Genomic DNA, 13144 nt, shown 5'->3' on the forward strand with positions numbered 1-13144 from the left:
CTTCCCCTGGTGGCCGCGAAATGACAGCCGAGCGGCCAGATGCCATTGGCAGACTGCCTACACCTCGGGGCCCCGGAGAGGGCGGCGGCCACATCGGCGCCGGTGGAGGCGATGACGCGGGCGGTGAAGGTGGAGGCGTTCATGCCGTGCTCGGCGGCGGAGGTCCAGTAGGCGCGTCGGCGCCATGTCCGGCCCGCTGCACGGCGGCGCCCCCTCCCGGGTCCTGCACATGATCGAGGAGATCGAGCGCACCGGAGACGCCGGGGCGTACGTCCGGCGGACCCTGGACCAGGGCGAGCGTCTGATGGGCTTCGGGCATCGGGTCTACCGCGCCGAGGACCCGCGCGCCCGCGTCCTGCGCCGCACCGCCCGCGATCTGGACGCCCCGCGCTACGAGGTCGCCGAGGCGCTGGAGAAGGCGGCCCTGGCGGAACTGCACCACCGGCGCCCGGACCGGGTCCTCGCCACCAACGTGGAATTCTGGGCGGCCATCGTCCTGGACTTCGCCGAGGTCCCGGCGCACATGTTCACATCCATGTTCACCTGCGCCCGTACCGCGGGCTGGTCCGCGCACATCCTGGAGCAGAAGCGCACCGGCCGGCTGGTCCGCCCCTCGGCCCGCTACACCGGCCCCGGCACCCGCGACCCGCGCGAGATCGACGGCTGGGCCGACCTGGGGCACTGAGCCCGACGGGCGTCCCGCACGGTCCGTACACGCACGGTCCATACACGCAGACGACCCGCGAGTCTGGTCCCTCCGGAGAGGAGCCGGCCGGACGTACCGGCGACTCGCGGGTCGGGTGACTGCTGGGATTGGGCCGGCTGCACACATCCTTCATGTGCTGGTCCGGCACCGCACTGAGTGTGGTGGCGAGCCGCTAGCCCGCAGTCACCTCACGCGTCCGGTTCTCATACATCTGCCGAACCACCTCCCTTCTCGTGTGCTCGACACATTAGGAACCACACCGCCCGGCCATCAACTGTTTTTTGATTTCTTTGACGGGGTCTGTGGCACAGCGGCTTGATCATCTAGCGTCGGGCCCATGGAGGACAGGTCCGACGAAGACAGGCCACGCGAAGACAGGCCACGCGACGAAAAGCCACGCGACGACAGGCCCAGCGACGACAGGCCCAGCGACAACAGGTCCAGCGACGACAGGCCCGTGCGGGAGACGGCGCGGCGGGCGATTCTCAGCGGCTCGACGTTCGAGGAGCGGATCGGCTACGCGCGTGCCGTGGTGGACGGGGACTGGGTGCATGTCTCCGGGACCACCGGCTACGACTACACCACCATGACGCTCTCCGACGACGTCGTGGAACAGGCCGAGCAGTGCCTGCGCAACATCGGCGCGGCGCTGGCCGAGGCCGGCTGCACCTTCGCCGACGTGGTGCGGGTGCGCTACCTGCTGCCCGCGCGCGAGGACTTCGAACCGTGCTGGCCGGCGCTGCGGGCGGCCTTCGGCGAGGTGCGTCCGGCGGCGACGATGGCGGTGTGCGGCCTCGCGGACGAACGGATGCGGATCGAGATCGAGGCGTACGCGCGGCGCGGCCCCGCCCGGGACCTGCGGGTCGAGGCGGCCGACGGGGACACCCGGCTGGAGCAGTGGCGCCGGGTGCACAACGAGATCGTGCCGCCGGCCGCCCTCACCCCGGCCGAGGTGCGCGAGCGGGCCGGACGGTACCGCCTGGTCAACGCCTACCTCGGTGAGCTGCTGGTGGGCTGCTCGACGGTCCGCCCGCCGGACGGCGAGGGCGTGGCGACGGTCATCGCGCGCGTGCTGCCCGAGTTCCGGGGCCGCGGCATCGGGCGGGCCCTCTACGAGGACGGCGTCGCCCACGCGCGCGGACAGGGCGCCCGGGCCCTTGGGACGGTGGTCCTCGCGGCCAACACCGACGGACTGCGGTTCGCCGCCGCGCGGGGCTTCACGGAGACCGAGCGCTATGTGCTGCCGGGGGAGCGCGACGAATGGGTCGACCTGCTGCTGACGGAGGCCGGGCGATGAGGGCGGGACGGGGGCGGGCGATGCGGGCTGTTCGACGCCGGGCGATGAGCGTGGGACGGGCCGGGGCGCTGATGTGCCGGATACAACGATTCCCCGCAATCTTGTGGGAACCAGATGTGGGCTGCGTCACGTTCGAGTTGAATGATTGCAAGTGAGCGAACCGACGCGCCGTTCGTGCGGACGCCAACGTGCAGGGGGTCCAGGTGAGTGCTTCCCGGCGTAGCGGGGCCACGGACGAGATCGGCCCCGACGGCCCTGACGGTCCCGGTGGCACCGGTGGCACCGGCGGCCCGGGCGGGTCCGAGGGTCCTGGCGGCCCTGACGCGTCCCGTTCCGGTCCCGGCGGCACCCGTGGCCCGGATCTGCTCGCGGCCCTCCTCGACGGCATGGACGCGGCCCTGTGCGCGTTCGACGCCGACGGGGTCGTCACCCACTGGAACCGCGAGGCCGAGCGGATCCTCGGCTGGAGCGCCCAGGAGGCGGTGGGGCGGCAGGGGCTGGCCGGCTGGGCGGTGCGCAGCGCGGACGCCGACGAGGTCGAGGCCCGGCTGATGGCGGCCATGCGGGCGCCGGGCCGGCAGGTGAACGAGTTCGCGCTGCTGACCAAGGACGGCGGCCGGGTGCTGGTGCGCACCCAGTCCGCGGCGGTACGCGGCCCCGACGGCAGGCCCGCCGGGGTGTACTGCGCCTTCAGCGAGGTGCACGCCCAGATCGACCTGGAGCGGTCCATCGCGCTGAGCGAGGCCCTTTTCGAGGACGCGAGCTGGGGTGTCGTCCTCGTGGACGTCGATCTGCGCCCCGCCGTCGTCAACGGGTACGCCGCCCGCGCCCTGGGCAGCGGCCGTACGACCCTGCTGGGCCGTCCGCTGGGTGAGCTGCTGGCGACCGGCTCCGAGGAGCTGGAGAGCGCGCTGACGCACGTCCTGGCCGAGGGGGCGCCGCCCGCGCCCGCCGAGCTGTGGGTGACCGTGCGGCTGCCCGACGGCAAGGAACGGCGGCGCTGCTGGCGCAGCGGCTTCCTGCGGCTCGCCTCGCCGCTCGCGGAGGAGCCGGTGCCGCTCGGGGTGGGCTGGCTGTTCCAGGACGTGACGGAGGCCAAGCAGGGCGAGCAGGAGGCGGCGCTGCTGCGCTTCCGCGCCAATCAGCTGCACCGGGCGGCGCGGGCCGCCGCGGAGTGCGAGGACCCGGCGGAGGCGGCGACCGTCCATCTGGACTTCGCGCTGGCCGGTTTCGCCGACCACGCGCTGATCGACCGGGTCGCGGGCGGCCCGCTGGCCGACGGCGCTCCGGGGCCGGTGCGGCTGGTGCGGGTCGCCGAGACGCCCACCGGCACGCCGGGCCCGAGCAGGTTCGGCGGCCAGGCGGGGCTGCCCGCCCGGTACGCGCCGGGGCATCCGGCGCTCCAGTGCGTGGAGCGGGTGGGCTCGGTGCGGGCGAGTGCCGGGGCGGTCCCGCCGGAGCAGGCGCGCGGCTGGGCGCAGTCCCGGCAGTGGCCCGCGGACACCGTCCACGTGCTGTGCGCGGTGCTGCGCAGCCGCGGGCGGACGCTCGGTGTCGTGACGTTTCTGCGGGGCGCGGGGCGCAACCAGTTCGAGCGGTCCGACAGCACCTACGCCGAGGATGTCGCCGTACGGATAGCGACGGCCCTGGACCTGGCGGAGGCGACCGGGACGACGGAACGCGACGGCATCGACGGAGGCGCCGGTGGCGCCGGGAGATAGCGGGAGGCGGCGTCAGGGGCAAGAGGGGGCGACCGCGAGCGACCGCCCCCACCCCCCCCGTACGACCCCATCCCCCCGTACGACCCGACCCCGGACCCCGGCCGTACGACCCGACCCCGGCCGTACGACCCGACCCCGGCGGCGCCTCAGCGCCGGTAGAAGATCCGGTCCCCGTACTCCCGCATGACCTCCGCGTTCCACTCCAGGCCGCCGTCCACGTTGCCCGAGCGCAGCAGGGGTGGCTCGATGCCGCGTTCGACGAGCCGGCCGGCGGCGGTGGCCATCACCGACTGGAGCAGGGCGGTGGTGACGACCGTGGACGCGGGAGCGAACGGCGCCGGCACGCTCTCCAGGCTCAGCTCGGCGTCCCCGACCGGGATCTTCGAGTCGAGCACCAGATCGCAGTGGTCCTTGAGGTACGTCCCGGAGGCGTGCCGGGACGCGGTCTGCCCGGCGTAGGCGACCGAGGTCACGCCGATCACCCGCACCCCGAGCGCGCGGGCGTTCGTGGCCATCTCGACGGGCAGGGCGTTGCGCCCGGACAGCGAGATGATCACCAGTAGGTCCCCGGACCGCAGCGGGGAGGAGTCCAGTACCGCGGCGGCCAGTCCGTCCACCCGCTCCAGCGCCGAACCGAGTGTGGCGGGCATCACATCGACCCCGACGACCCCCGGTACGGTGAGCAGATTCATCAGGGCCAGTCCGCCCGCCCGGTAGACGATGTCCTGCGCGGCGAGCGAGGAATGGCCGGCACCGAAAGCGAACAGTCGCCCACCTGCGGCGACGGTGTCGGCGATCAGTGTGCCGGCGGCCTCGATCGCCTCGGCGTCCTCGTCCCGGACCCTTCGCAGCAACTCGATCGCGGCGTCGAAATACTGGTCGGCCAGCTTGCCGTCACCCATGCAGAGCCCCTTCGCCCTTCAGTGCATGACCTCTGTGTCGCGGATCACGGTGCGGTCTGGACCATTGTGCTGTCAATACGGCGTTGAAAGGCGTGGGCGTACGGTGGTCGCAGTCGTCGCGTGTGCGGGCATTTCCCTGCGCGCGAGCCGCCGTTTTCCCGGCAGGGCCCGGTTGTCAGTGGTATGCGTCAGAATTGGATCCAGGGCCAGCGCACGCGCCGGAGAGCCGTCGAGCCTCCGGAAGAGCTAATCGAGGGGCACGTATGTCCGGACTGATCGACACCACGGAGATGTATCTCCGCACCATCCTCGAACTCGAAGAGGAAGGTGTGGTCCCCATGCGCGCCCGGATCGCCGAGCGGCTCGACCAGAGCGGGCCGACGGTCAGCCAGACGGTGGCCCGTATGGAGCGTGACGGACTGGTGTCCGTGGCGAGCGACCGCCATCTTGAGCTGACCGACGAGGGCCGTCGGCTGGCCACCCGGGTGATGCGCAAGCACCGCCTGGCCGAGTGCCTGCTGGTGGACGTGATCGGGCTGGAGTGGGAGCAGGTGCACGCCGAGGCGTGTCGCTGGGAACACGTGATGAGCGAGGCCGTGGAGCGCCGCGTCCTCGAACTGCTGCGCCACCCGACCGAGTCGCCGTACGGCAACCCGATCCCGGGTCTGGAGGAGCTGGGCGAGAAGGACGGCGCCGACCCGTTCCTGGACGAGGGCATGGTCTCGCTGGCCGACCTCGACCCGGGCGCGGAGGGCAAGACGGTCGTCGTGCGCCGGATCGGCGAGCCGATCCAGACGGACGCGCAGCTGATGTACACCCTGCGGCGCGCGGGCGTGCAGCCCGGCTCGGTGGTGAGCGTCACGGAGGCGGCCGGCGGGGTCCTGGTCGGCAGCGGCGGCGAGGCGGCCGAGCTGGTGTCGGACGTCGCGTCCCACGTGTTCGTCGCCAAGCGCTGACCCCCCGGCACCGGACAGCACGGCAGCCGGGGAGAGGTCGGGGAGAGGCCCGTCGAAGGCCGGAGGGAACCCGGAAGGAGTCCGGAAGGAGCCCGGAGCGGGTCCGGCGGGGAACCGGAAGGGGCCCGTCAACTCACCGCCCCCGGGCGGCAGTTGCCGTGCATCGCGCACGGCTTGTCGACGGCTCGGCCATTGCTGCCCCATCGTTGTGTCAAATCCCGGTCCGGCGGCGCCGAAGGGCAGCGCCGGGGCGCGTCCCGTGTCACGCTGTCGCGTGAGGCATATGACCGGCAGGGGGTGGCGGATGTGCCGTGGGCAGGTGTGCGCGCGGACGGGTGGGGCCCGGCGAGTGGAGGGCCCCGGCGCCGCGCGGCGCCGGGGCCTGTCCTCCCCTGTTCCGACCTGGAGCCCCGAGCTCTCAAGGTCGTCCCCGCGGACCGATTTCCCCGAGCGGTCCGCCTCCCGCAGAAGGTCTCCCCTGGGCTGAGGCGATCATTCCTGGTAGGGGGTCACTCGAACGAGGGGTGTTGTCCGCGGAAGCAGCAATTTCGAATGCGCGTTCGATAGGCTGGGCCGACAGCGTCGTCGGACGGCAAGGGCCGATCGGCGCGGAACAGCGAAGCGGCACAGCGGTACTACGGCAGGCAGGACGCGGTGAGCGGGCCGGTCCCTCCCCCCGGGAGGGGCGGGCCGCGCGAAGCTTGGGGGTACCAGAACCGATGATGCGGCGCATCGACGTGACCGGGACGGACGGCGTGCGGCTGGCCGCCTGGGAATTCGGCGACCCGCCCAAGCCGGACCGGGCGGGCGAGACGGGCGACGGCTCGCCCGGAGTGCTCTTACTCCACGGTCTGATGGGCAGGGCCTCCCACTGGGCCCCCACCGCCCGCTGGCTCTCCGAGCGCCACCGGGCCGTCGCGCTCGACCAGCGCGGCCACGGGCAGAGCGAGAAGCCGCCCCATGCCGCGTTCACCCGCGAGGCGTACGTCGACGACGCGGAGGCCGCGCTCGAACAGCTCGGACTCGCCCCCGTCGTCCTCATCGGCCACGCCATGGGAGCGCTCACCTCCTGGCAGCTCGCCGCCCGCCGCCCCGATCTGGTGCGGGGCCTGGTCATCTGCGACATGCGGGCCTCCGCGCTCGGCGCCGCGTCCCAGCGGGAGTGGGCCGAGTGGTTCACGTCCTGGCCGCTGCCGTTCGCGACCCTGGCCGACGTACGCAAGTGGTTCGGCGAGGACGACCCCTGGGTGGAGCGGCCCAACCCCGCGCGCGGCGCGTTCTACGCCGAGGTCATGCAGGAGTCCCCCGACGGCTGGCGTCCCGTGTTCGACCCCGAGCAGATGCTGAGGACCCGGGAGACCTGGGTGCACGACGCCCACTGGGACGAGCTGGCGCAGGTCCGCTGCCCGACGCTGGTGCTGCGCGGCCTGGACGGGGAACTGGGCCGGGCCGAGGCCCAGGAGATGGTCCGGGTGCTGCCCCTCGGGGAGTACGCGGAGGTGGCGGACGCCGGGCATCTCGTCCACTACGACCAGCCGGGGGCCTGGCGGGGCGCGATCGGACCGTTCCTCGACCGGATGGGCTGACCCGGACCCCGACCCCGACCCGGACCCGGAGCCCGACCCGGCCCCCGACCCGGACCCGGAGCCCGACCCGGACCCGGACCCGGAGCCCGACCCGGACCCGGAGCCCGGCCCGGACCCGGACCCCGGCCCGGACCCGGACCCCGGCCCGGACCCGGACCCCGGCCCGGACCCCGGCCCGGACCCCGACCCGAAGCGACCCGGCGCAACCCGACCCGACCCGACCTGGATCCCGGCGGCGCTCGGGCGGCGCCGCTACCCCTTGCTGACCGCCGTGAGGATCTCCGGCAGACTGCCCGCCGTCCTCGGGGCCGCGAGCTTCAGGCCCAGATAGGCCAGGACGACGCCGTAGGCCGTGCCGAAGGGGAACAGGAGCCAGGTCCACTCGTCGCCGCCCGCACCGGTGTTGAGCAGGACCGTCAGGACGATCACCGGGGAGCACAGCAGGGCCGCCGCGACCATGCCGCCGAAGATCGACAGGAAGGCGAGCCCGCTCTGACCGGGGGCCACGTTCTTGTAGCCCTCCTGCGGGATGGAGTACGGGTAGCGGGCCGAGGTCCACGCGCCGGTCGCCAGCATCGCGCCCAGCAGCGCGAAGGACAGCCCCAGCACCTGCGGCAGCCGCTCCCACTCGCCGAGCAGCGCCGTGGTCAGCACCGTGACGAGCGTGGCGTACGGCAGGGTGATCACCAGCAGGGCGAACGCCCGCGCCCGCAGCTCCACATACGCGTCCCGGGTCGAGGACACGGTCATGGCGACGATCCAGAACGCCGAGGTGTCCTGCCCGAACTGGTTGTACATCTGGATGCCGAGCATCCCCGCCGCGAAGCACGCGAAGTAGACCGAGCCCGTGCCCTGGAGCGCGTTGAACACCGGCACGATCAGACCGATGGCCAGCGAGGTCACCCAGGCCGCCTTGGTCTTCGGGTCCCGCCACACATAGCGCAGACTGCGCTCCATCACCGTCCCGGTCCGCCCGCCCGGCAGCAGCCGCGCGAGCCCGCGCGCCGAAGGGTCCCGTACGGAGGAGTCCCCGGCGGCCTGGAGGGTCGAGCCGTCCGGCGAGATCATCAGCCGGTCCAGATGCCGCGCCCACAGGGCGAGCAGCCCGGCCAGCGCCGCCACGCTCGCCGCGAGCTGTGCCACGGCGATGCCGTACGCCCCCTCGCTCACCGACTCCACGGCACCGAGCGCCGACGCGGGCGGCAGCCAGCGCAGCACCTCCGCGGCCGGTTCGAGCTGGCCGAGCCCGGAGGAGCCGAGCCGCTGCACCCCGAAGTTCACGAACTGCGCGCCGACCGCGATCACCAGTCCGCTGAGCACCGCGAGATCACGGCCCTTGCGGCTGGTCAGCAGCCGGATGTTGGCGGCGGCCACGGCCCGCGCGAGCGCCACGCACACCAGTAGCGCCAGTACGATCGCGACCAGGCCGACGACGAACGCCGCCGTACCGTGCGCCACCGCGATCACCGAACCGACCAGCAGACACAGCGTGAACACCGGCCCGATGCCCACCAGCGACGCCACCAGCAGCGCCCGCACCAGCGGCCGGGGCCGCAGCGGCAGCATCACCAGCCGGGTCGGGTCCAGCGTCTCGTCCCCGCCGGGGAAGAACAGCGGCATCACCGCCCAGCCCAGTGCCAGCACGGCGACCAGCGGCACGATCACCGCGCCGGCGTGCTCGTGCCCCCGCAGGGCGATCAGCCCGAGCAGTTGGAGCGCGGCGAAGAGCAGGACGACCACGGCCGACGAGATGAAGGCGAACCGCCGCCCACCGGACTGGCGCAGCCCGTTGCGCAGCAGCGAGAGCTTCAACCGCACGAAGGTGGCGGTCAGACCAGCGGCGGCGACCGGGTGACGCGGGGTGCTCGGGGTGCTCGGAGGGCTCGGTGTGCCCGGTGTGCCCGGTGTGTTCGCGGAGCCCGGTGCGCCCGTCGTGTTCGGCGTGCCCGGTGTGTTCGCGGCGCCCAAAGTGCCCTGCGTACCCGCGGCGCCCGAAGTGCCCTGCGTACCCGCGGCGTCCGGCGGCGTGCCCTGTGTGCCCGGGGCGTCGTTCATCGCGTACCGCCCAGCCAGTCCAGGTCCGAACCGGTGTCCCGGCCGCCCGCGCCCACCAGGGTGAGGAACGCCTGCTGAAGGGTCGGGGCGTCGCCGCGGACCTCCGCCAGCGTCCCGTGCGCGCGGATCCGCCCGGCCGCCATCACCGCGACCCAGTCGCACAGCGACTCCACCAGCTCCATCACATGGGAGGAGAACACCACGGTCGCGCCCGAGGCGGTGTACCGCTCCAGGACCCCCCGGATGGTCTGCGCGGAGACCGGGTCGACCCCCTCGAACGGCTCGTCCAGGAACAGCACCTCGGGGTTGTGCAGCAGCGCGGAGGCCAGCCCGATTTTCTTGCGCATCCCGGTCGAGTAGTCCACGACCAGCTTGTGCTGCGCCCCCGCGAGATCGAGTACGTCGAGCAGTTGCGTGGCCCGCTTGTCGACCTCGTCCCCCGGCAGTCCGCGCAGCCGCCCCGTGTAGGCGAGCAGTTCCCGCCCCGACAGCCGCTCGAAGAGCCGCAGTCCCTCCGGCAGCACCCCGATCCGCGCCTTGACCTCCACCGGGTCCCGCCACACGTCGTACCCGACGACCTCGACGGACCCCTGATCGGGCCGCAGCAGCCCGGTCACCATCGACAACGTCGTGGTCTTCCCGGCGCCATTGGGCCCCACCAGCCCGATGAACTTCCCCGCCGGCAGATCGAGATCGATCCCCCCGACGGCGACCTGATCACCAAACCGCTTCCAGAGCCCACCAATACGAACAGCAGAGGTCATACGCGAACTTTACGCGCCCCTACCTGACCTGCGAAAAAGCCGAGTCCTACGGGGCCGGAGACAGAAAACCCGTCGCGCCCGGGACGCACCGCGTCAGCGATCCCGCCCACACGCGTACGCCAACGCCGACACCAACTCCTCCGCATCCGGCAGCCACCGGTTCGCAGGCGTGGGCCGGCAGGCCCACTGCACGGCCCCCCGTGACAGGAAACGCGTCGGCGGCGCCGCCACGAACCCGCCCTCCCCCAGCACCACGAGATCGAGGGACCCCGGCGTCCACCCCAGCTTCCGCACCAGATCCGGCACCTTGGCCGCCCCGCCCGGCAGGACGAAGAAGCTCATCCGCCGGTCCGGCGCCGAGGTCACGGGACCCGGCGTGAGCCCCATCCGCTCCATCCGCGCCAACGCCAGGAACCCGGCCGTCTCCGGGACGGAGATCGCGTCGAAGGTCCGCCCCGTCGGCAGCAGGATCGACGCGGTCGGCTGCCGCTGCCACATCCGCCGTGCGACGGTCGCGCTCCCGGTCGCCTGGGTCGCCCAGTCGGGGCGCGCGGGGTGCGCACCGGGCGCATCGCACGCCGGATCCGCGCAGGAGCAGCGCCGCCCGCCGTCGACGGCTTCCAGCCAGGTGCCGGGGACCACGTCCCAGTGGCGCTCCTCGGCATAACGTACGGCTGTCTCCAGCAGGGATTCCCCGCGCTGCTGCGGAATCTGTCCGGCCTCGGTGCCCGGGATCGTCTCTTTCACGCTGAACACAACTCCCAGGCCAATCCCGGGTTACGGGCGCGGCGCGCGCCGGGGAGGGGCATCGCTCCTGGCTCCGGGGCGCATGGATGCATGTGCGGGGGCGCGCGGGAGGATCCGTGGCGGGACCTGGGTAGCCACGTGTGGGGGCGCCATCCGCCTTTACCCCGGCAATCCTCGAATGTCTCGCATTAGCGGTATGTCCACGGGGCAATGATCTCCCCGGCCGGATCTTTTCGACCCTCTCCCGGAAGGAACCGTACGGAACCCAGAAGGAAACGACCGGAACCCACAAGGGACCGGAAGTGCCCCCGGGATCCGGAGGAACCGGAAGGACCGAACCCGAAGGACCGAACCGGAGGAACCGGAAGGGACCCGAACCGGAGGAACCCAACCGGAGGACCGGACGGACCAGAAGTCCCGGACGGACCGGACGGACCGGACGGACCGGCGGTCCCGGAAGGACCAGAGGTCCCGCAAGGGCCGGAAGGCCCGGAAGGGGCCCGACGGAACCCACGGAACCCACGGAACCCACGGAACCCACGGAACCCACGGAACCCACGGAACCAGACGGACCCAGACGGACCGGAATGACCAAACGGGCCCGGATGGAACCTGACGGGACCGGACGGAACCCGACGGAACCCGACGGAACCATAAGGAACCCGCACGGCCCCGACGGACCGCACGGCCCCGACGGACCGAGCGATTCCGACGGACCGAAAGGGGGACAACGGGAGCCCCGGCCGGGAAGTCACGTCAACTCGGTGCGCGGGCACGCACCGTTGTCATACGGCGGTCGGCCGAAGGGTCACCCTAGGCGTCCGCCAGAAAGCAGGGGGTAAGCCCATGGCCGCTAGGCCACTCGTCGCGCGGCAGCCCAATGAACGGCTGCAGGCGCTCATCCAGGAAGCGGGCTGCTCGAACGCAGGGCTGGCCCGGCGGGTCAACATGTGCGGCGCCGAGCACGGACTCGATCTGCGCTACGACAAGACGTCCGTGGCGCGCTGGCTGCGCGGACAGCAGCCACGCGGACGCGCCCCGGCGATCATTGCCGAGGCCCTCGGCCGCAAGCTCGGCCGTACGGTCACGATCGACGAGATCGGCATGGCCAACGGCAAGAACCTCGCCTCGGGCGTCGGGCTCCAGTTCTCGCCGACGGTGCTGGGAGCCATCGAGCAGGTCTGCGAGCTGTGGCGCAGCGACGTCGGGCGCCGGGACTTCCTGTCCGGCTCGTCCGTCGCCGCCTCCGCGCTGGTGGAGCCCAGCCGGGACTGGCTGATCTCCTCCCCGGACACCCAGGTCGCCCGCTCGGCGGGGCCGCGCGTCGGCCAGTCCGACGTGGCCGCCGTACGGGCCATGACCCAGGCGCTCGTGGACCTCGACCACCAGTACGGCAGCGGGCATGTGCGCCCGGTCGTCGTGCACTACCTCAACAGCGTGGTCTCCGGGCTGCTCGCCGGCTCCTACCGGGAGGCGATCGGACGCGATCTGTTCGCCGCGGTGGCCCGGCTCACCGAACTGGCCGGCTACATGGCCGTCGACACCGGACAGCCCGGCCTCGCCCAGCGCTACTACATCCAGGCGCTGCGCCTCGCCCAGGCCGCGGGCGACCGCGGGTACGGCGGCTATGTGCTGGCCGCGTCCATGAGCCATCTCGCCGCGCAGCTCGGAAACCCCCGGGAGATCGCCCAGTTGGCGCGCGCGGCGCAGGAAGGGGCGCGCGGACAGGTCACGCCCCGGGCGGAGGCGATGTTCCACGCGGCGGAGGCGCGCGGACACGCCCTCCTCGGCGACGCGCGCTCGGCCCAACTGGCGTCCTCGCGGGCGGTCGGCGCGATGGACCGGGCCGATCCGGACTCCGGCGACGACCCGGTGTGGATCGCCCACTTCGACGGGGCGTACCTCGCCGACGAGTTGGCCCACTGCCATCGCGACCTCGGCCAGGCCGACGCGGCGGCCCGGTGCGCCCAGGAGTCCCTCGCCGGGCACCCGGAGACCCGGGCGCGCAGGCGGGCCATCGGCTATGTGCTGCTCGCCACGGCACAGGTGCAGAAACGGGAGATCGAGGAGGCGTGCAGTACCGGGCTGAAGGCCGTGGAACTCCTCGGATCCCTGCGCTCCAACCGGGGCGCCGAGTACCTGGAGGACTTCCAGCAGCGGCTGGAGCCGTACCAGGAGGAGCCGGTGGTACGGGAGTTCGGGGCGCGGCTGGATCTTCAGCCGGCGGCGTGAACGCCCGCTCGGACGCGGGGTGAACCCGTGGAGAACACGAAGGGCGAGGAACGGGAGGTGACATCAGCAGCGAAGGGCGGGCCGGTTTCGTTACGCCGGTCACAGGGCAAGACGTCTTGTTCTGTGCGGCGTGGCATCGCGCTCGGATGACCCGGTAGCGTGAGCCGACGATTCCGAA

9 protein-coding genes and 2 pseudogenes are annotated in these 13144 nt (G+C 72.7%); 6 read left to right on the top strand and 5 right to left on the bottom strand.

Translation table 11 applies throughout. The annotated features are described in order from the left end of the window. Positions 1–68: 68 nt before the first annotated feature. Positions 69–173, bottom strand: a pseudogene (locus ACIQNG_RS15065) (citrate/2-methylcitrate synthase); the annotation flags it as partial. Here ACIQNG_RS15065 and ACIQNG_RS15070 point away from each other — a divergent pair. From ACIQNG_RS15070 to ACIQNG_RS15080, 3 genes and pseudogenes are all read left to right on the top strand, one after another. Continuing rightward, positions 167–685, top strand: a pseudogene (locus tag ACIQNG_RS15070) (citrate/2-methylcitrate synthase); the annotation flags it as partial. The pseudogenes ACIQNG_RS15065 and ACIQNG_RS15070 overlap by 7 nt on opposite strands. Positions 686–1163: 478 nt before the next feature. Then, on the top strand, positions 1164–2003 hold the full coding sequence (locus ACIQNG_RS15075) for a GNAT family N-acetyltransferase (RefSeq protein WP_401428350.1): 840 nt from the start codon (positions 1164–1166) through the stop codon (positions 2001–2003). A gap of 203 nt (positions 2004–2206) precedes the next feature. Further along, complete coding sequence (locus ACIQNG_RS15080; RefSeq protein WP_401485216.1) at positions 2207–3724, top strand: PAS domain-containing protein; 1518 nt, start codon at positions 2207–2209, stop codon at positions 3722–3724. Between the two features lie 146 nt (positions 3725–3870). On the opposite strand, the gene ACIQNG_RS15085 is transcribed toward ACIQNG_RS15080, so the two are convergent. After that, positions 3871–4626: an SIS domain-containing protein gene (locus ACIQNG_RS15085; protein ID WP_401485218.1), complete on the bottom strand. Its 756-nt coding sequence runs from the start codon at positions 4624–4626 to the stop codon at positions 3871–3873. A 263-nt stretch (positions 4627–4889) separates the two neighbouring features. Between ACIQNG_RS15085 and ACIQNG_RS15090 the strand changes: the two genes are divergently transcribed. Further along, positions 4890–5582 (top strand): metal-dependent transcriptional regulator, encoded by a 693-nt coding sequence (locus ACIQNG_RS15090; RefSeq protein ID WP_401428357.1) that lies wholly within the window; start codon positions 4890–4892, stop codon positions 5580–5582. A 719-nt stretch (positions 5583–6301) separates the two neighbouring features. Then, on the top strand, positions 6302–7168 hold the full coding sequence (locus ACIQNG_RS15095) for an alpha/beta fold hydrolase (RefSeq protein WP_401428360.1): 867 nt from the start codon (positions 6302–6304) through the stop codon (positions 7166–7168). A 252-nt stretch (positions 7169–7420) separates the two neighbouring features. Here the strand turns inward: ACIQNG_RS15095 and ACIQNG_RS15100 are convergent, their stop codons facing one another. The 3 genes from ACIQNG_RS15100 to ACIQNG_RS15110 form a co-directional block, all read right to left on the bottom strand. Further along, positions 7421–8986, bottom strand: coding sequence for a transporter (locus tag ACIQNG_RS15100; protein WP_401428362.1), 1566 nt, complete (start codon positions 8984–8986; stop codon positions 7421–7423). Positions 8987–9219: 233 nt separating this feature from the next. Next, the gene (locus tag ACIQNG_RS15105; protein WP_401428364.1) at positions 9220–9987 is read right to left on the bottom strand and encodes an ABC transporter ATP-binding protein; all 768 of its coding nucleotides are present in this window, start codon (positions 9985–9987) and stop codon (positions 9220–9222) included. Positions 9988–10080: 93 nt separating this feature from the next. Next, positions 10081–10734 carry a bifunctional DNA primase/polymerase gene (locus ACIQNG_RS15110; RefSeq protein ID WP_401485220.1) on the bottom strand — a complete coding sequence of 218 codons (654 nt, stop codon included), beginning with the start codon at positions 10732–10734 and terminating at the stop codon, positions 10081–10083. An 846-nt stretch (positions 10735–11580) separates the two neighbouring features. Here ACIQNG_RS15110 and ACIQNG_RS15115 point away from each other — a divergent pair. Further along, positions 11581–12966: a transcriptional regulator gene (locus ACIQNG_RS15115; RefSeq protein ID WP_401485222.1), complete on the top strand. Its 1386-nt coding sequence runs from the start codon at positions 11581–11583 to the stop codon at positions 12964–12966. Positions 12967–13144 lie beyond the last annotated feature (178 nt).

The sequence above is a fragment of the Streptomyces sp. NPDC091377 genome, assembly GCF_044757045.1.
Classification (GTDB): Bacteria; Actinomycetota; Actinomycetes; order Streptomycetales; family Streptomycetaceae; genus Streptomyces.